18 protein-coding genes are annotated in these 18,441 nt (G+C 51.2%); 15 read left to right on the top strand and 3 right to left on the bottom strand.

Features of this window, described 5'->3' with window-relative positions; translation table 11 throughout:
* The first annotated feature begins 24 nt into the window (after window positions 1-24).
* The 3 genes from NYE26_RS22400 to NYE26_RS22390 all read left to right on the top strand — a co-directional run bounded on the left by NYE26_RS22400 (window position 25) and on the right by NYE26_RS22390 (window position 2,065).
* Window positions 25-321 (top strand): YlaH-like family protein, encoded by a 297-nt coding sequence (locus NYE26_RS22400; protein WP_036724304.1) that lies wholly within the window; start codon window positions 25-27, stop codon window positions 319-321.
* Window positions 322-408: 87 nt separating this feature from the next.
* Window positions 409-1,512 carry an LCP family protein gene (locus tag NYE26_RS22395; RefSeq protein WP_339250232.1) on the top strand — a complete coding sequence of 368 codons (1,104 nt, stop codon included), beginning with the start codon at window positions 409-411 and terminating at the stop codon, window positions 1,510-1,512.
* A 100-nt stretch (window positions 1,513-1,612) separates the two neighbouring features.
* On the top strand, window positions 1,613-2,065 hold the full coding sequence (locus tag NYE26_RS22390; protein WP_036690242.1) for a pyridoxamine 5'-phosphate oxidase family protein: 453 nt from the start codon (window positions 1,613-1,615) through the stop codon (window positions 2,063-2,065).
* A 34-nt stretch (window positions 2,066-2,099) separates the two neighbouring features.
* On the opposite strand, the gene NYE26_RS22385 is transcribed toward NYE26_RS22390, so the two are convergent.
* Window positions 2,100-2,675, bottom strand: coding sequence for a YhcN/YlaJ family sporulation lipoprotein (locus NYE26_RS22385; RefSeq protein WP_339250230.1), 576 nt, complete (start codon window positions 2,673-2,675; stop codon window positions 2,100-2,102).
* Window positions 2,676-2,781: 106 nt separating this feature from the next.
* On the opposite strand from NYE26_RS22385, the gene NYE26_RS22380 reads away from it, so the two are divergent.
* Complete coding sequence (locus NYE26_RS22380; RefSeq protein ID WP_036724299.1) at window positions 2,782-4,113, top strand: PhoH family protein; 1,332 nt, start codon at window positions 2,782-2,784, stop codon at window positions 4,111-4,113.
* Window positions 4,114-4,498: 385 nt separating this feature from the next.
* Window positions 4,499-5,731, top strand: coding sequence for an extracellular solute-binding protein (locus tag NYE26_RS22375; protein WP_339250228.1), 1,233 nt, complete (start codon window positions 4,499-4,501; stop codon window positions 5,729-5,731).
* On the opposite strand, the gene NYE26_RS22370 is transcribed toward NYE26_RS22375, so the two are convergent.
* Window positions 5,723-6,859 carry a hypothetical protein gene (locus NYE26_RS22370; protein WP_339250226.1) on the bottom strand — a complete coding sequence of 379 codons (1,137 nt, stop codon included), beginning with the start codon at window positions 6,857-6,859 and terminating at the stop codon, window positions 5,723-5,725. The genes NYE26_RS22375 and NYE26_RS22370 overlap by 9 nt on opposite strands.
* Before the next feature lie 173 nt (window positions 6,860-7,032).
* Window positions 7,033-7,269: a DUF2626 family protein gene (locus NYE26_RS22365; RefSeq protein ID WP_036724295.1), complete on the bottom strand. Its 237-nt coding sequence runs from the start codon at window positions 7,267-7,269 to the stop codon at window positions 7,033-7,035.
* Window positions 7,270-7,614: 345 nt separating this feature from the next.
* On the opposite strand from NYE26_RS22365, the gene NYE26_RS22360 reads away from it, so the two are divergent.
* From NYE26_RS22360 to NYE26_RS22315, 10 genes are all read left to right on the top strand, one after another.
* Entirely contained in the window at window positions 7,615-8,262 is a 648-nt protein-coding gene (locus NYE26_RS22360) for an RsfA family transcriptional regulator (protein WP_036724294.1), read from the top strand.
* 137 nt (window positions 8,263-8,399) lie between these two features.
* Complete coding sequence (locus tag NYE26_RS22355) at window positions 8,400-9,380, top strand: ketopantoate reductase family protein (RefSeq protein WP_339250224.1); 981 nt, start codon at window positions 8,400-8,402, stop codon at window positions 9,378-9,380.
* A 6-nt stretch (window positions 9,381-9,386) separates the two neighbouring features.
* Window positions 9,387-9,773, top strand: coding sequence for a DUF3397 domain-containing protein (locus NYE26_RS22350; protein ID WP_036690228.1), 387 nt, complete (start codon window positions 9,387-9,389; stop codon window positions 9,771-9,773).
* Between the two features lie 150 nt (window positions 9,774-9,923).
* A complete protein-coding gene (locus NYE26_RS22345; protein ID WP_036724292.1) occupies window positions 9,924-11,642 on the top strand; it encodes a peptide ABC transporter substrate-binding protein in 1,719 nt (572 codons plus the stop codon).
* A 226-nt stretch (window positions 11,643-11,868) separates the two neighbouring features.
* On the top strand, window positions 11,869-12,801 hold the full coding sequence (locus NYE26_RS22340) for an ABC transporter permease (protein ID WP_036724388.1): 933 nt from the start codon (window positions 11,869-11,871) through the stop codon (window positions 12,799-12,801).
* Between the two features lie 3 nt (window positions 12,802-12,804).
* Window positions 12,805-13,752, top strand: coding sequence for an ABC transporter permease (locus tag NYE26_RS22335; protein WP_036724290.1), 948 nt, complete (start codon window positions 12,805-12,807; stop codon window positions 13,750-13,752).
* 333 nt (window positions 13,753-14,085) lie between these two features.
* Window positions 14,086-14,310, top strand: coding sequence for a hypothetical protein (locus tag NYE26_RS22330; RefSeq protein ID WP_051477945.1), 225 nt, complete (start codon window positions 14,086-14,088; stop codon window positions 14,308-14,310).
* Between the two features lie 8 nt (window positions 14,311-14,318).
* Entirely contained in the window at window positions 14,319-15,239 is a 921-nt protein-coding gene (locus NYE26_RS22325; protein ID WP_036724386.1) for an ATP-binding cassette domain-containing protein, read from the top strand.
* A gap of 194 nt (window positions 15,240-15,433) precedes the next feature.
* On the top strand, window positions 15,434-17,065 hold the full coding sequence (gene bshC, locus NYE26_RS22320; protein ID WP_339250220.1) for a bacillithiol biosynthesis cysteine-adding enzyme BshC: 1,632 nt from the start codon (window positions 15,434-15,436) through the stop codon (window positions 17,063-17,065).
* Window positions 17,066-17,090: 25 nt separating this feature from the next.
* Window positions 17,091-18,362, top strand: a complete 1,272-nt coding sequence (locus tag NYE26_RS22315) for an adenosylhomocysteinase (protein WP_339250218.1) — start codon at window positions 17,091-17,093, stop codon at window positions 18,360-18,362.
* Window positions 18,363-18,441 lie beyond the last annotated feature (79 nt).

Raw genomic sequence — 18,441 nt, 5'->3', positions numbered from 1 at the left:
ATGATCCGGAAGGAGTGACGGGCTATGCAAAGCTGGTTCGCTGAGCATCCAGTTATCGCTTACATTGTCATTTTTATCTTACTCACTTATGTGTATAACCGAGTATTCCGCGTCAATCAGAAGCTGCCGATCGGCAAAGAGATCGTACTGTATGTGATGATGGCGGCAGGCTCAGGCATGCTTCTGATCTTCCAGCATGACAAGCTGCCGATCATCCAGTGCCTGCTGGTAGCGGTCGGGCTGATGCTGCTTGTGCGGGTCCGCTACCTGGTGGAGGCCCGGCAGAAGCGGAAGGCTGCAGCGGCTGCAAAACGGCAGTAGGCGCAACTTTTGATGACAGGGCTCGTCTAAGTTATTACGAAGTTATCTACTTCAACTCCAGTTGAATGAAAAGGAACTAAAAGGATTATGAATACAAGCAAGGGCAATTTGCCACCCAGAAGGAACAGCCAGCAAGGAAGCACCACTACTAACCGGCAGCAGCCGAGGTCTGCTGCTTCAGCTACAACTGCAAAGAAAAAAGCGCGGAAACCGAAAAAGCGCGGATTCTTCGCCCGGCTGATGAGGGTGCTGCTCATCATTCTCCTGATTGCTGTTATAGCAGCATTAGGTTACGCAGGATATTTGTACTGGAAGGTGGACCACGGAGGATTCGGCGTGGACCAGCCGGTTGCGGCAGGACAATCCGCCTCGGAGAAGCCGCTGACGATGCTGCTGCTTGGAACGGACAACCGTCCGAAGCACCCGTCCAACCTGACGGATGTGATCATGGTCGCGGCCTTGAACCCGGAGACCAAATCAGCTACGGTGGTCTCATTACCCCGTGATACATATGTCGAGCTTGGCGGATACAAGAAGACGAAGATCAATGCCTTTTACTCCCGCTTCAAGAGCAAGGAGAAGACCTCCGGGACTCTGGCCGAGGATGAGATGAAGAAGATGATGGGCAAATATCTGGACATTAAGGTCGATTACGCAACCGTACTGGATTTCCAGGGCTTCCGGGATATTGTGGATGAGTTCGGCGGCGTAGACGTTAATATTAGTGCCAATATGTGTTACACGGACAGTGTGGACGGCACCAATATTAATCTTAAAAAAGGCGAAGCCAAGCTAAACGGAGATAAAGCGCTGGATTATGTGCGTTACCGCAAGTCCAACTGCAAGCCGGCGACGAAGCCTTCGGATGATTTTGAACGCAATAAGCGCCAGAACGAGGTACTGACTTCATTAATCTCTCAGATGCAGTCGCTGGGCGGTGTTCTCAAAATCGGCCGGGTGCTGGATGCGGTGGACGATAATCTGGAGAGCGATATTGAGAATGCGCAGATTAAGAGCCTGATCGCTACGTATTGGGATATTTCCAAGGAGAGTGTCGAATATGTACCGGTAACCGGAACCTGGCGCAGCCCCTATGTATATATTAACGATAAGGAGCTGGACGCAGCCAAGAAAAGCCTTCAGGACCGGATATCCGGAGTGTCCGCTGCAGTGGTCTCAGGCCAGCCTTGAGCAGCAGGCAGGGTACAATCTGTAAATTGAATGCAAGTTTCGTCCTGTGCTATAATATAATAAATTGAATGTATTCTTGCCGCATAGGGGGCCTGTAACTATGTCTGAAGCCGTTGCTCAGCTCAATGAAACTCTGCTAGCTATGCTGCAATCGGAGACGTTTGTTCTTCTTAACACTGTGGATGCAGAATCCGGCGGACCTACGTCGACTGCGATCTCCTGGATCTATGCTGTGAGCCCTTCCATTGTCCGGCTGGCTGTGGACCACCGCTCCAGACTGGTGAACAATATGAAGGTTAACCCGAGGGTAACGATTACTGTGTTTGGCGAAGGGACGGTGCATGCCATTAACGGTCATGCTGCGGTTCGGCTGGACCCGTTGCCGGATGTTCCGTTTAAGATGTGTTGTTTTGATATTGAGATTGAAGCGGTCCGCAATGCGCTGTTCTATGGTGCGCACCTGGAATCTGCTCCGAAATATGCGAAGGTATACGATGCACGTGCGGCCGAGAAGCTGGACGGACAAGTGTTTGCCGCCATGCAAAAAGCCTAGTGTGCTATCACTAGGCTTTTTTTGAAATTAGCTCCTACCGGGTATTGCCTTGCGGCTCTATATCCTCCGGCAGCTGCGGAATGATCCGGCCGATAATATCGGCCATCTCGGAGGCGAAGCCCGAGACCGGGTTGCCCTTGGAGATATGCTTGCCCATCTCGGCCAGCCTGCTGCTGAGGTCCATGTCGGCAGTCACCAGGACTCTTACGCCCCTCGGGTCCTTGCGGATCGCTTCAGCTACCGAATATTTCACGCTTCCGACCCGCGAACGGGTAAGGGCGCCGTCCACATCAATGCCGACCACGGCAAGGTTGTTCATGACGACACAGTGGACGCCTTCTACACCTGGGACTCTTCGCGCTAATTGTTCAAAATGATCCTTGAGTGCCACATCGCTGTCGCGCTTGCCTGCTGAAGGTTGTCCCGAATCCGGGGTGGGCTCCTGTACGGCTGTACCATCTTCCGACAAAGTCCGCACTCCGCGGTTCCCCTGGCTGTGCACCGCTTCAGCCGACTGTTTATCCTGAGGAGAGGGTGATGTCTCTTTATTAGCGATACCGCAGCTTGTCAGCAGCAGCAGTACCAGCAACAGACACATTGATTTTCTCATATGTGCGTACTCCTTTCAGCCTGAGAATTAGTGATTTACCTTATCTTGCCCTTGCTGAAAAGAGTTATGTATGATCAATCAAACCAGGCGCTGTGGAGGGGATAACATGAAAAAGATATTCGTACTGGACACTAACGTGCTGTTGCACGACCCCAATTCGATTTTTGCTTTCAAGGCGAATGAGGTGGTCATTCCTGCTGTAGTCCTGGAAGAAATCGACTCCAAGAAGCGTAATGCCGATGAAATCGGCCGCAACGCCCGCACCGTATCGCGTCTGTTAGACGGGCTCCGGGAGCTGGGCCACCTGCACAGCGGGGTGGTACTGGACCACGGAGGCACGCTGAAGGTGGAGCTTAACCACCGCAGCTTCGTCAAGGTACAGGAGATGTTCGGCGAAGTCTCCAATGACAACCGGATACTCGCTGTAGCGCTCAATTATCTCCATGAGGAGAATGAGAAGGCTGACCCGAGTCCTGTGGTACTTGTAAGTAAAGATGTTCTCGTCCGCATTAAAGCGGATGTGCTTGGTATAACGCCGGAGGATTATTTGTCTGACCGCACCGGCGATCTGAATGAGCTCTACTCCGGCTGCCAGTCGCTGATGGCCCATCCTTCACTGATTGATGAATATTACAGTCACCGGTTCCTGCCCACGAAGCAGCTGGCGCTTTCCTATCCGCTGTATCCGCATGAATTCGTCATTCTGAAGGATGAGATCGGCAGCGGCAAATCAGCGCTGCTGAAGGTCAACAGCGATGCTTCCCGCCTGGAGCCGCTCTATCTGGGCAATGATGCGGTATGGGGCATTAGCGCCCGGAATGCGCAGCAGCGGATGGCGCTTGAGCTTCTGCTGAATGATGATATTCCGCTGGTGACCATTACCGGCAAAGCGGGAACAGGTAAGACGCTGCTGGCGTTAGCGGCCGGATTGTTCAAGGTAGAGGATGAACACAAATACAAGAAGCTGCTGATTGCCCGCCCGGTGGTTCCGATGGGTAAGGATATCGGTTATCTGCCGGGAGAGAAGGATGAGAAGCTCCGTCCATGGATGCAGCCGATTTATGATAACCTCGAATTCCTGTTCGACACGAAGAAGGCAGGGGATATCGATAAAATATTGATGGGTCTGGGAAGTATCCAGGTTGAGGCGCTGACCTATATCCGCGGCCGCTCCATCCCGTCGCAATTCATTATCATTGATGAGGCGCAGAACCTGTCCCGCCACGAAGTGAAGACGATTGTCTCCCGGGCCGGCGAGGGCAGCAAGGTGATCCTGATGGGTGACCCCGAGCAGATTGACCACCCTTATCTGGATGCGGCGAGTAACGGCCTCAGCTATATCGTGGAGAAATTCAAGCAGCAGGGGATTAGCGGACATATTACTCTTGAGAAGGGTGAGCGTTCGCATCTGGCGCAGCTGGCTGCCGATCTGCTGTAACCCGCTAAACAACACCCAACAAACCTTATTCCAGCCGGGAGATCACCACTCCCGGCTTTTGCCTGCCCGCCCCCGGAAGGGGCGGGAGAGTTTTTGTGCAGTTAAAAGGTGCGTTCAGCGGAGGGAGCGGAATTGTTCTGGAGAAGCGTAGCGTTCGCCTTTAAAGACGGATTTTTACCTCTAATGGTTATCTGATAAGAAATCTGGCTTTAACAGCGATCGGAAGAATAATCCGCACACGCAGCGTCTTGCGCACCTGGGTTTAGACCTGCACTGAACAATCCCGCCTTTTCCTTCTATATAAGAGAACGGTTTCACAACCCAAGACAAGTGTCTGCATCTCTGCTAAAATGAGGAATAAGAAACGCTGAAGGAGAGAGCGCATGTGCTGAAACGCAAAAATTACTGGCTGCTGTTTGCAGTTCTGCTGCTGGCGCTGACAAGCCTGTCACCCAGCATGGAGCTGAATACGGATCATAGAAGCTATCAGCCCAGACAGCCGTTGGACCAATCAGAGCGTCCTCCTTCAGGGGAAGCAGGAGAAATCGAGAGCCTCCAGATCCGCGTCTCACTCAGTACGGAGGAGTTCAGCGTATTGGAGCAGATTAGCAAAGAGTACGCTTTATCCAGCGGAGTCAGCGTGATCCTTAAGAATGTAGAGGCGGAAGACGGGGGAGCACAGGTGCGTGATGAGCTAACCATTGGGACAAGCCCGGATATCGTGATGCTGGACGGCCACAGCATTTATGATCTGGCGACCCGGGGCTATTTGCTGCCTGTAGATATCTACCAAAGTGTTCCCGGGAGCACGCCGCTTACGATGCTGATTCCGCAGATGCAGTGGAACGGATATAACTGGGGAGTGCCGCTGGATATCGATCCCTATGTCCTTGTCTATTCGCCGGAGCGGCTTGCCGGAATGGGTTTTACGGAGGTGCCCGCAAGCCTGGAGCAGTGGAATATGCTGCTAGGCCGGCTGAAGGAGGACCCGGAGAAGAAACGTTATCTGCTGGCTATGGATACGCAGAATCCGTACGGCTATGCCGCCGTGCTGCATAGCATGGGCAGCAGTTTGCGCTCCGCCAGTCTTGAGCAGGCTCAGTGGACAGAAGCGGCGCGCAGCTATTTGTATCTGACCAGCCGGTTCAATAAGGAGATCTGGGAACTGCTGCAGGATGGGAAGCTTGCGGTGGCGGCTGTGCCGCTCTCGGAGTGGGAGAAGCACGGGAATTCGACGCTGGCGGTGCAGATGCCGAAGAAGCAGGAGGGTATACCGAGCTACGAGGTTATTCACAGCCGCTTTTTTGCCCTTCCTGCACAATCCGGCAGTCCGGAAGCTGCGGTCAAATGGCTTGCCTACGTGACTTCAAGCACGGCCCAGCTGGAATGGCTGGAGAACACGGACCGTCTACCGGCACTGGATGAGCTGTACCGCTCCGCTCAGCCCAAGATTGGGAAGCTGCCAATGGAAGCCGGATGGTTCCTTGCAGAGGATAACACCCCCGGTCCCGGCTCTGAGGCAGAGTGGAGCCGGAAGGCGGAGGCGGCGCTTGGTTTGTTAACCGGCAAGCTGAATGCCGCCGCTTATGAAGCGGTGGTACAGCCTCCTTTAGAATGAGAGGGACAGCTTCACATGCAGGATGCCGTCAGAGCTTGAGACCTCGGTGGCCTGCAGGAAGGAGACGATCTTCGCCGGATAGAAGCCGAGATCGAATTCTTCCTCCAGAGCCTGGCGGGTGGTATCCGGCAGCTCCAGGCCATTGAATACCACATGATCAACATGGAACATCAAGCCGTTGACAGGCTCCTGCTGTATGGTATAGCGGCCGGTCAGCGACAGCGACAAGCCCCCGCTTTTACCCGTTGCCGAGACTGAATTGTCCTTGAACGCAAACCGGAAATCCTGGAACAGCGGGTTCTGGGTTACCAGGAACTCATTCAGATCCTTTTCGGACAGGGCCAGATTATAGGTCATCCCCTTGCGCACCAGCACGCCATCCCGGCTCTGAACGAACTCCGGCAGCTGCTTCATCGCAGAAGCCAGCGCTTTGAAATACTTCCGCACCTCATGCAGTCCGATATTCTCCCAATATTTACTGAACTCCTCCAGCAGCCGCTCCATACTCTGAGGATCTGTACTGGCCTGAATCCCGCCAGCAATCTCCTTATCTAAGGCAAGCACACGCTTCTGCTGCTCTTCGAGCGCCGTTTTGAGCTCTGCCAGCTCCTGACTGCTGCGCCGGGCGGCCGTGAGTGTGCTTTTCAAATCCTTGTACTGGGTCTCATATTCTGTGAGCGTCTTCCGGTCTTGCCCCATAATAATCTCATAATAATCGAATAGAGCGATTAGCCTGCTGATGCTTTTGGCGGAGAGGAATGCGGTAAGAAGTCCATCCCGTTCCCCCATATAATAGGCCCGCACAACAGCACCTGCCCGTTCCTGCTGATCCGCGATATTACTCTGCTTGGCAGCAGCTTGCTCCTCCAGCTCGGCGGCTTTGTGCTCCAGCGTCTGTTGCTCTGCAGTAATCCGGGCAATCTCACGTTCAAGCTCTGCGGAGGACAGCGTCTGCTCCAGCAGCTTGCGCGTCTCTTCATCATCCGGCATAGAGGGCGGCGGAGCGCTGACTCCTGAAGCGGAGCCGGAACCGGCGGACAGATAGACCGGAGAAGCCGGCGGCATAGCGATGCAGGTGAGGATCAATATTGCTGCGAATAACCGGCGAACCGTATTACGGGATAACACTTGCACCACCACCTTGAACAGAGTTAGACAGGTATGTACTATTAATATGTTTCAGCCTGTTAAAATATCATACCCTGTTTTGCGTCTCCCCGAACTACAATTTTGCAAACAAAAAGAACGGAAATGCTCCCTTAAAGCAAGAAGCCATATCCGTTCATTTCTATATATATGCGTTAGAGCGGCAATTCCATCTCAAATATCGTCCAATAGCTGAAGCCCGTAAACGTCAGGATCATATACCCCCAAAAGAGCAGGATGTAGGTCTTTTCCGTAAACTTCATGTACCCCAAAATCACAAAAAAAGCGGTTTGCAAAAAGAATAACAGGGCCATTTCCGTGAGATTGCCGGCAAAAGCCATAAGTCCGATGGTAAGTGTAAAAAATCCCAATACGCGAAACATGCGGTCCAAGAGAGGGTCCCCCTTCCAATATGAATCCGGCTAACAGCTGCTTTAACTTTATTATAACGGCTCTCCAAAACACTGTAAACGAATTCATTGAAAAAATACAAAATTTCATAAAAAATATGATTTTTATTATTGACACAAGCCTTTTGTTTCGAAAAAGAGAATTTATAGCAAAGGTAGTATGAGGTGCAGACAAATTGGCAATACAAATTAGTATCAAATAGATTCTATGAACTCTAATAGAGGCATAGAAATGGAGTAAGCAGCTTTTATCCCTATTCACTACCCGGCGGAGCTGCCGGTTCTGAAGATGGTTATTTCATGATGTTGTTAGGAGGGTTAGGCTTTATGACAGCCGTTAGACAGGATGCTTGGAGTGCAGAAGATGATCTGATATTGGCAGAAATAACGCTGCGTCATATCCGCGAGGGCAGCACACAGCTTGCTGCTTTTGAAGAGGTGGGTGAAAAAATCGGCAGAACGTCGGCTGCCTGCGGTTTCCGCTGGAACAGCTGCGTGCGCAAAAGCTACGAGGATGCCATCGGTATTGCTAAAGGCCAGCGCCAGAAACGGAGCTATCTGAAAAAACAGCCTGCTTCGCGCGGGGCGCAGGTAGCCGGACTGATTCTTGGTGACATTGAGGAAGACTACAGCCGCAGCGAAGGATTAAGCGAGAACAGCTTGTCCATCGATGCCGTCATCCGCTTTTTGCGGCAATGGAAAGGAACGTTTCAGGAGGCTGGAAGACAGCTTAAGATGCTGGAGCGCGATCTGCGGGAGAAGGAAGAAGAGCTTTCAGAGCTGAGAGTGGAGAATGAACGCTTATCCAGAGAGGTTAATCTTGCCCAGAGCGATTACCGTGTGGTCAATGATGATTACAAGGCACTGATCCAGATTATGGACCGTGCCCGCAGGCTGGCTTTTCTTAATGAAGAGGATGAAGAGAAGCCCCGATTCAAAATGGATGCGAACGGAAACCTGGAACGGATTGAATAGAAGATTTATGCAGCAAGCCCTGCGTCCGAGTGCGTAACAGCAACGGATTAGCAGGGCTTTTTGTTTTGCTTTTGCAGAGACAAGCAGGATATAATTAGGAAAATTATTGGAGCTTAGCATGGCAGGGGGCAGGGTTAGTGAGAATAGATGTGATAGGTGCGGGGTCACTGGGGCTGCTGCTTGCAGGGCGGCTGATCGCCGGTGGGGCTGAAGTACGGATATGGTGCAGGGGGGAAGAGCAGAGCAGGGCACTATCCGAACGGGGGCTGACTGTCAGCTATGAAGATGGCAGGGAGGCAACACAGCTTCCAGGCGGGAGTTTCTCCGCTGCACCGGTAGAAGAATATACACAGCGTCAGCTCGCCGAGCCCGGGGAGGTTACGCTGTTAACGGTCAAGCAGAAGGTGCTTCATGAGGCTCTGCCTGAGATTCTCCTGCCGCTCAGAGACAGAGAGCTTGTAATCATAGGCTTTCAGAACGGCTGCGGACATCTGGAATTGCTCAGGGGGCTGCTGCCGCAATCATCCCTCTGGGCGGCTGTAACGACAGAGGCGGCAAAGAGGAAAACATTAACAGAGGTTATTCATGCCGGCAAAGGGGAAATATGTATAGGGAAGAGCAGCTCTCCTATAAATATTCATGAAACTGACCGGCAGGCATCTGAGCCTGCGGCGATAATTAGTTTCATAGAAGCTCTTGCCTCAGCAGGATTTCACGCTTCTCTGTCGAAAGAAGTGGATACCATCATTTACCGGAAGCTTCTGATCAATGCTGTCATTAATCCTCTAACCGCCATTTGGCGGGTCCGGAACGGCGAATTACTGGCCTCCGCTGCACGTGTACAGCTTATGAAGGAACTGTATACAGAGGCAGCCGGGATATTAGAGGCCTGCGGGATTTCCCTGGAGCACGGTGCCTGGGAGGCCATTCTTGAAGTGTGCCGCGCGACCTCGGGCAATACATCATCGATGCTTGCTGATGTACTTGCTGCAAGGGAGACGGAAATCCGCTGGATTAACGGAAGCATTGTAGATATGGGGCTGCGGCAGGGCGTTCAGGCTCCGCTGCACCGCTGGATCTGCGGACTGGTAGAAGGCATGACTGTGAGGGAGGGGTGAGGCTGTTTGGAATTTCTCCGGAATTCGTTCGGCGTGTTAAGCGTTATTCCGATTGTTCCTTTTTTGATTGTGTATTTCGCAGGAATCGGGCTGAGGCATGATAAGAGGAAAACGATGATGCTGGCGATGGACGTAACTACTTTATTTTTATTGCTGTCAGTTTCGGGACTGTTTAATATTATTTTTGACTCAACCTTTGGATTCTTTCTTATACTACTTATTGTATTAATATCCGCCGGACTGATTGGCGGCGCGCAAAACCGCCTCAAAGGAGGGGTGGACGGAAAACGGTTACTTCGTGCTGTGTGGCGGCTTTCTTTCTTTTTCCTGGGCGTAGGTTACGTATTATTTATGGTGGTAGGCCTCATTCAATACATATCACAAGCGATGTAACGTTCCATTGCTCCGGTGAAGCGTCAACGTCACAAAATTTTAAAGAATTAAAAAAAACTCGTTTTCAGAAAATATTGCTCTAGATTTTTTTGACCACTGGTTGTATAATCATAAACCATATACCACATTCTATTTAGGGGGAACTGCTAGATGAAGAAGAGTAAAAGTCTATTGCTCATGATTGCAATAGTTCTGGTGATCGGCACAGTGCTTGCTGGCTGCGGCGGAAACAAGAACAATGCGAACAGCGGCACCAATGCAGCGGCGACGACTGCACCAGAGGGCAGCACGAACACAGGAACAACAGGTGACGAGAAGCTGGCTGCTGACCAGACACTTAGAGTCAACCTGACTGCAGAACCACCTACGTTTAACCCTGCACAAGCTCAGGACAGCCAAGCCAACACCGTCCTGAAGACAATGTATGAAGGCTTGACCCGCATGAATGATGAAACTGGCCAAGCTGAGCCAGGTATTGCCGAGAAGTGGGATATTTCCGCTGACGGACTGGTATATACGTTCCACCTGCGTGATGCGCAGTGGAGCAACGGTGACCCTGTAGAGGCTGCTGACTTCGTTCGCGCATGGAAAATCGTGCTCGACCCTAACACAGATCCTACTGCACCTTACGCTTATCAATTGTACTACCTGAAGAACGCTGAAGAATATTATGGAAAGAAAATTACAGATTTCAGTCAAGTGGGCGTAAAAGCTGTAGATGCGAAAACTCTTGAAGTTACGCTGAAAGCTCCAACTCCTTACTTCCTTGGACTTCTGTCCTTCTATACTTATTACCCTGTACACAAATCCGTTGAGGGTAATGCTAAATGGGCTACAAGCAAAGACACTATGATCACTAACGGCGCGTTCACACTGACTGAGTGGACTACCGGCCAATCCCTGCAAGTAAGCAAGAACGATAAATACTGGGATGCTGCCAACATCAAGCTGGCTAAAATCGACTTCTCCCTGGTTAACAGTGGAGCAACTGAACTCTTGAGCTACAAGAACGGCGAGCTTGACCGCGCTGGTGCACCTCACGGTGAAATCCCGCAAGAACAGGTGCCAATCGTACAGAAAGAGCTTCCTAACGAATTCCAGAGAAAAGGTATCGCAAGTACCTACTACTATGAATTCAACATCACTGAAAAACCTTTCAATAACGTTAAAATCCGTAAAGCATTGGCTATGACTGTTAACCGTCAATCGCTGATTGACAACGTAGCACAGGGCGGACAACTTCCGGCATTCGGGTATGTACCTCCAGGTATCGCGGGCGCTGACGGTGAATACCGTACTGCAGTTAAAGACGATTACTTCAAAGAAGATACAGAAGAAGCTAAAAAATTGCTGGCAGAAGGTCTTGCTGAAGAAGGCCTGACTGCACTGCCACCGGTTGAATTGTCTTACAACACAAGTGAAGGCCACAAGAAAATTGCTTTGGCTGTAGCTGATATGTGGAAAAAAGCTCTGGATATCACTGTTAACACGGTGAACCAGGAGTGGGCAGTATTCATCGACAACCGTCAGAACCTGAACTACCAGATCGCACGTGCCGGCTGGACTGCGGATTACAATGATCCAATGACCTTCCTGGATATGTGGGTAACAGGCGGCGGTAACAATGATACTGGTTATGCTAACCCTGAGTACGATAAGCTGATCCAAGAAGCCAAAACAAGCTCTGATCTGGCAAAACGCCAAGAATTGTTTGCTAAGGCTGAGAAAATGATCATTCAGGATGACATGATCCTGATTCCGTTCTACTACTACACCAACAACTCCCTGACTAAAGAGTACCTCAAAGGTGTAACTCTTGACTTCAGCGGTGCAATTGACTTCACTCGCGCTTACCTGCTCGAGCACTAAGAATGACAGAACCTTCAGCTTATATAACTGAATAGTGATAGTCTGAAGGGAGCTTTACACTTCGGGATATATATGTGGAATTCCATATATATCCCTTTTTTTTGCATTTCGGGCATTTTGTTAAACATTTCACGAACTTACAAAATAAGAAATTAGACAAATGGCCATTTTTTTCATAAAATCTAATTATGTGTCTTAAAAAAAGTCAAAGGAGGTGTTGATGGGGATGGTTCGTTATATTGCCAATAAGTTTTTCTATATGCTTGTCTCGCTGTTTGTGCTGATTTCAGCGACCTTTTTTCTGATGAAAGCTATTCCGGGGGACCCGTTTACTTCTGAAAAGAAGATTCCACCAGAAATAAAAGCGCGTTTATACGAGCAATATGGATTGGACAAGCCGCTCTATCATCAATATTTTAAGTATTTGGGTGAAATCGCCCAGGGCGATCTGGGTGTATCCATGAAGCGTCTGAATCAGGATGTAACACATCTGATCGGTCAGACATTCTCGGCGTCTCTGAAGCTGGGGCTTATCGCAATTCTTGTGTCGGTTATTGTCGGAGTCTTCCTCGGCATGATGGCGGCACTCTATCACCGCAAGTTTATTGACAGTGCAGCAATGGTGCTGGCGGTGCTGGGGATTGCGGTTCCGAGCTTTGTAGTCGCCTCGCTGCTGCAGTATGTGTTCGCCTACAAATTTCATATGTTCCCGGTCTCCGGGTTCAAAGGGCCGATGTATTATGTCTTGCCTGTAACCGCGTTATCGGCGCAGCCTATAGCCTTCATAGCGAGGCTGACGCGCTCCAGTATGCTGGAGGTCCTGCATGCAGATTACATCAAGACAGCTAAGGCGAAAGGCCTAAGCTGGGCAGCCATCTTGAGCCGCCACGTGCTGCGTAACGGAATTCTGCCGGTGGTAACCTATATGGGACCTATGACGGCTAACATCGTAACCGGTTCGGTCGTTATTGAGCAGATCTTCGGTGTCGGCGGGATCGGCAAGCAATTTGTCGAAGCGATTGGCGTCCGTGATTATACCGTTATTATGGGGATTACCATCTTCTATGGTGTACTGCTTATGGTAGCGCGGTTTATCACTGACATTGCTTATGTGTTTATAGATCCGCGTATCAAACTATCTGGCGGAAAGGAGGGCTAACGAGTGGCTTCTGATAAAAACTTGGTATCGCAGGATGCGAACCTGAAACCGGAAGATTTCCGTAAGGTCGGAGTTGATGAACGGCAGGCTGAAGTCATTCAGCGCGAAAGTCTGTCCGCCTGGCGGGATTCCTGGGAACGTCTGCGCCAGAATAAAATGGCAATGACAGCTCTGGGGGTTCTTGGACTGATTGTACTGGCTGCAATAATTGCGCCGTTCTTCTCAAAGTTCAATTACTACTCTAACGATTTGCTCAACACGAATAAGCCCCCATCATCCGACCACTGGTTCGGTACAGATGATCTGGGACGCGATATCTTTGTCCGTACCTGGTACGGCGCACGAATCTCACTGATTGTCGGCCTTGCCGCTGCTGCCATTGACCTTTTCATTGGGGTCATCTACGGCGGAATCATGGGTTACTTCGGTGGCCGTGTAGACAATATCATGAATAAGATCTCTGAAATTCTGTACTCCATTCCATACCTGCTGGTAGTTATCCTGCTGCTGGTCGTACTTGAACCAAGCCTTGGTACCATTATCCTGGCGCTGACGATAACGGGCTGGATTACGATGTCCTGGATTGTGCGCGGGGAGATTATGCAGCTGAAGAACCGTGAGTTCGTATTGGCTTCGCGTTCGATGGGTGCAGGGTCCAAGCGTCTGCTGTTCAAGCATCTTTTGCCGAATGCTGTAGGACCGATTATTGTAACGATTACGCTGTCCGTGCCGAATGCCATCTTTGCCGAAGCGTTCCTGAGCTTCCTCGGTCTTGGTGTACAGGCCCCGGTAGCTTCACTCGGTTCGATGATCAATGACTCGCTGACCGGCTGGCTTTACTATCCGTGGCGTTTCCTGTTCCCTGCGATTCTTATCAGTTTAACGATGCTTTCCTTTAATATTTTTGGTGACGGCCTGCGTGATGCGCTTGATCCTAAGCTGAAGAAATAGATATTAACAATGGTGGAACCCATGCGGCAAAGATATTGGCATGATATTTCAAGACCCGATGACTTCTTTGAACCCAATGATCCAAGTGGGCAATCAGATAACCGAAGTTTTGATTAACATCAGAATATGCTAGCGGCCGAAGCGAATCATTAAGCTGTTGAAATGCTGAAGCTAGTAGGCATTATGAAAGCGTAGGCTCGCTTTAACCAATATCCCCACGAATTCTCCGGCGAAGTGCAGCAATTCGCTTGGGATCTCCATCATCCTGAATACACTGAACCCCGGCGTAGTTGCCGGGACGGTTATCGTAATACACCAAGGGTCTTGTGCGGCATGGCAGCACAAGACCCGAAGAAGGGCGAGCAGGTGATTCCGATCACTTCAGCTTCCCCGGATCTGATTAAGCCGCCGGTCGGTTATCCGTTCACAGCGTACTGCAGCGAAGCAGTGCCTCCTGTGAAGGAGTTGATTGATCCCGGCATCACAGAGTTCAGTGATACGCTTATAGCGCGCTGCTGGAATCTGCATTCGATGGCCAAGGAGGTGCAGTTCGTTTGAGTAAGAATCTGAGCAAGAATCTGATTGAAGTAGAAGGTCTTAAGAAATATTTCAATGTGGGCAAAGGAAGAGTTCTTAAGGCAGTTGATAATATTAGCTTCTCGATCCGTGAAGGCGAAACCCTGGGGATGGTAGGGGAGTCCGGCTGCGGCAAGACTACTGCCGGCCGCACAGTTCTCCGCTTGTATGAACCGACTGCGGGAAGCGTGAAATACAATGGTACAGATATCTACAAATTGTCCGGCGGCAAGATGAAGGCTATGCGCCGTGATATGCAAATGATTTTCCAGGACCCGTATGCCTCGCTTAACCCGCGGTTCACGGTGTCTGATATCATCGGTGAAGCACTGGATATTCACAATCTGGCTGGAAGCCGGCAGGAACGCAAGAAGCGGATTGAAGAGCTGCTGGATATGGTTGGACTTAACCATGACCATGCCACCCGTTATCCGCATGAGTTCTCCGGCGGACAACGTCAGCGTATCGGGATTGCCCGTTCGCTCGCCGTGAACCCTAAGTTCATCGTCTGTGACGAGCCGATCTCGGCACTCGACGTATCCATCCAGGCGCAGGTCGTTAACCTGCTGAAGGAGCTGCAGGATCGTCTTGGACTTACTTATCTCTTCATCGCGCATGACTTGTCCATGGTTAAGCATATCAGTGACCGTGTGGCCGTTATGTACCTGGGCAAAATGGTAGAGCTGGCGGAAAGCGAAGAGTTGTATGCTAATCCGATCCATCCATATACCAAATCTCTGCTCTCGGCGATTCCGGTTCCAGACCCAGAGGTTGAAGCGAACAAAAAACGCATTCATCTGCATGATGAGCTGGGCAGCCCGATTTATGCGGCCGGCGAGAAAACAAATGACAGCGATTATGAACTGGTTGAAGTGTCCAAGGGACATTTCGTAGCCAAGCAATTTGCCTAAACTTAAAAGGGCAAGTAGAACGTAGGCGGGAGCATTCAGCTCTCGCCTATTCTTTCGATTTACGGATATCCTTCATAAGGATGGCGTATATTACTTTGACGCCGCACCCAACTTTGGATACAATCATAAAGGGTTTACCGATTTATGAATTACATATAGCAGCGGGTTATTGCAGAACAAGGAGGCCATTATCGATGAATGTTGTACCGGAACCACTGCCGGGCGGATCTGCGCTCGCCAGTGACTATATACATCAATACGAAACAGTAGGACATTTGTATGGCGGGGACTTCCGCAGCCCGGAGAGCCGGGCTGAACGCGCAGCGTGGCTTGATCGTACAGGAAGCTTGCGGGCAGACCGCGCAGAGGTTGTATCGTACCTGCGCAGCTACAACGGGAAACACAATACCCATGAAGCCGTCCTCCGCTCGATAGAATTGCTGGAACAGCCGGATACCCTGGTGGTGACAGGTGGCCAGCAGAGCGGCTTGTTCACAGGGCCTCTATTCGTGGTCTATAAGGCCATTACTACCATTCAGGCGGCCCGGGAGGCAGCGGCCCAGCTTGGCCGGCCGGTCGTTCCGCTGTTCTGGATTGCGGGTGAGGATCATGACTGGGATGAGGTCAATCATACGTATGTGCTGAACCGGACAGGCGAAATTACCCGGATTAAGCTGGATAAAGGCGAAGGTCCCCGGTCCTCGGTCAGCGAGATCCAGGTAGATGCCGAGAGCTGGCTTCAGGCGGTTACGCAGCTGGACGGCTTATTGCAGGACAGTGAATTCAAACCGCTGCTGATGGAGCTGGTTACGGCTGCATCCACAGGTGCCGGGAATATGACGGAGGCGTTTGCGAAGCTAATGGGGTCTTTGTTCGGCAAATTCGGACTGATTCTGCTGGATTCGGCCGATCCTGCTCTGCGCAGGCTGGAAGCGCCCATGTTCGCTTCCATAATTGAGCGGAATGACGAGCTGGAGGCAGCTTATCTTGCAGCAGCTGAACGGATTACGGCCAGCGGATATGAGCTGCAGGCGGATGTGACGCCCGGCAATGCGAATCTTTTCTATATCCATGAAGGTGCACGGCTTCTGCTCCATAAGGTGGAGGGACGGTTCTCAGACCGGAAAGCTACTGTCTCGTTCTCCCGTTCCGAGCTGCTGGAGCTGCTGGAGAGCCATCCCGAACGGTTCAGCAACAATGTGCTAACCCGTCCGCTGATGCAGGATTATGTACTTCCTGTACTCGCTACGGTGCTCGGACAAGGGGAAATGGCTTACTGGGCGATTCCGCATCAAGCCTTCAGGGTGCTGGACGGACAGATGCCGCTGATTATTCCGCGTATGTCTTTTACAGTGATTGAGGGAACGCTTCGCAAGCATATGGATAAATACGGCTTGTCCTTCACGGATGTGCAGACGGGTCTGGATGATAAACGTAAAGCGTGGCTGAGCGCTCAGGATGAGCTGAAGCTCGAAGACAAATTCGAAGAGATTAAGACAGTATTCTCCGGGATGTATGAGCCGCTGATCGAGCAGCTTGGCAGCATTCAGGCAGGTCTGCTGAAGCTGGGCGGCAATAACAAGGATAAGATTATTGACCAGATCTCCTTCCTGCAGGGCAAAGCTCTGGATGCGATGGAGAAGCAGAATGAGGCTGCACTTCGCCAGTGGGAACGGATCGAGCTATCGCTAATGCCGCTGGGTAAGCTTCAGGAGCGTGTCTATAATATGATGTATTATCTGAACCGGTATGGGCTGGAATGGCTGGAGGAATTGATGGCTGTGCCTGCTGACTACAGCGGAACACACCGTATTATTTATATGTAAGCAAATTATTCTAGGGGGTCCTACCATGAGTTCATTATCCAAGCAAAACAGTATTGTTGCCGATATGTCGCTTGCACCCGAGGGGCATCTCAAAATCGACTGGGTTCGCCAGCATATGCCGGTACTGAACCGTATCCGTGAGCAGTTCGAAGCAGAGCAGCCGTTCAAGGGGCTCAAGGTATCGATCACCCTTCATCTGGAAGCCAAGACCGCTTATCTGGCCAAAGTAGTGCAGGCTGGTGGCGCTGAGGTCACGATTACCGGCTCCAACCCGTTATCTACCCAGGACGATGTGTGTGCTGCGCTTGTGGAGGACGGCATTACCGTATTTGCCAAGTACAATCCTTCTCCGGAAGAGTTCAAGGCACTGAACATCCAGGCACTGGAGAGCAAGCCGGATCTCATTATCGATGACGGCGGCGATTTCGCCACACTGCTGCACTCCGAGCGCCCCGACCTGATGGAGAATATCCGCGGGGGAGCTGAGGAGACAACGACCGGCATTATCCGCCTGAAGGCGCTGCAGAAGCAGGGCATGCTGAAATTCCCGATGGTGGCGGTAAATGACGCTTATTGCAAATATTTGTTCGATAACCGTTACGGTACAGGACAGTCGGCATGGGACGGTATCGTCCGCACCACCAACCTGATTGTGGCCGGCAAGACCGTGGTTGTGGTGGGCTACGGCTGGTGCGGTAAAGGTGTAGCAATGCGGGCCAAGGGTCTTGGAGCGAATGTGATTGTAACGGAAGTGGATGCGATCAAGGCGGTAGAAGCCCACATGGACGGGTTCCATGTCATGCCGATGCTGGAAGCTGCGAAGCAGGGTGATTTCTTCGTTACAGTCACAGGTAACCGTTATGTGATCCGTGGTGAGCATTATGATGTGATGAAGGATGGCGCGATTCTCTGCAATGCCGGACATTTCGATGTGGAAGTCAACAAGCCGGAGCTGGCCGAGCGCTCCCTGTCGCAGCGGACGGTACGCAAGAATATCGAAGAGTATCAGCTGAAGGACGGACGCAAGCTGTACCTCCTGGCCGAAGGACGTCTGGTGAATCTTGGCGCAGCTGATGGTCATCCGGCAGAGATTATGGATACCACCTTCGCACTTCAGGCATTGTCCCTTAAATATGTGAATGACAATTATAAGAGCATTGGTGTCAAAGTGGAGAATGTTCCCTATGAGCTGGATGAGCAGGTAGCGCGTTACAAGCTGGAAAGTCTGGGGATATCCATCGACAGCCTGACACAGGCGCAAGTCGAGTATCTGGACAGCTGGAATCTGAACGACTAAGGATATGGATCTGCACGAGCCCGGAGCCAATCACATTGGCCCGGGCTTTTACGTGTCCGCAGGGGATGCAAGAATAGCC

The organism is Paenibacillus sp. FSL P2-0136 (genome assembly GCF_037975325.1).
Taxonomy (GTDB): domain Bacteria; phylum Bacillota; class Bacilli; order Paenibacillales; family Paenibacillaceae; genus Paenibacillus_AQ; species Paenibacillus_AQ silagei.
Note: the sequence above shows the minus strand (reverse complement) of the source record. Positions and strands in the feature narration are given on the sequence as shown.

Excerpts from the sequence above, each read along its gene's own strand:
- NYE26_RS22385 (WP_339250230.1), bottom strand. The coding sequence starts at position 2,675 with ATGAGAAAATCAATGTGTCTGTTGCTGGTACTGCTGCTGCTGACAAGC.
- NYE26_RS22395 (WP_339250232.1), top strand. The coding sequence starts at position 409 with ATGAATACAAGCAAGGGCAATTTGCCACCCAGAAGGAACAGCCAGCAA.
- NYE26_RS22340 (WP_036724388.1), top strand. The coding sequence starts at position 11,869 with ATGGTTCGTTATATTGCCAATAAGTTTTTCTATATGCTTGTCTCGCTG.
- NYE26_RS22380 (WP_036724299.1), top strand. The coding sequence starts at position 2,782 with ATGAAAAAGATATTCGTACTGGACACTAACGTGCTGTTGCACGACCCC.
- NYE26_RS22315 (WP_339250218.1), top strand. The coding sequence starts at position 17,091 with ATGAGTTCATTATCCAAGCAAAACAGTATTGTTGCCGATATGTCGCTT.
- NYE26_RS22360 (WP_036724294.1), top strand. The coding sequence starts at position 7,615 with ATGACAGCCGTTAGACAGGATGCTTGGAGTGCAGAAGATGATCTGATA.
- NYE26_RS22390 (WP_036690242.1), top strand. The coding sequence starts at position 1,613 with ATGTCTGAAGCCGTTGCTCAGCTCAATGAAACTCTGCTAGCTATGCTG.
- NYE26_RS22330 (WP_051477945.1), top strand. The coding sequence starts at position 14,086 with ATGGCAGCACAAGACCCGAAGAAGGGCGAGCAGGTGATTCCGATCACT.
- NYE26_RS22345 (WP_036724292.1), top strand. The coding sequence starts at position 9,924 with ATGAAGAAGAGTAAAAGTCTATTGCTCATGATTGCAATAGTTCTGGTG.
- NYE26_RS22400 (WP_036724304.1), top strand. The coding sequence starts at position 25 with ATGCAAAGCTGGTTCGCTGAGCATCCAGTTATCGCTTACATTGTCATT.
- bshC (WP_339250220.1), top strand. The coding sequence starts at position 15,434 with ATGAATGTTGTACCGGAACCACTGCCGGGCGGATCTGCGCTCGCCAGT.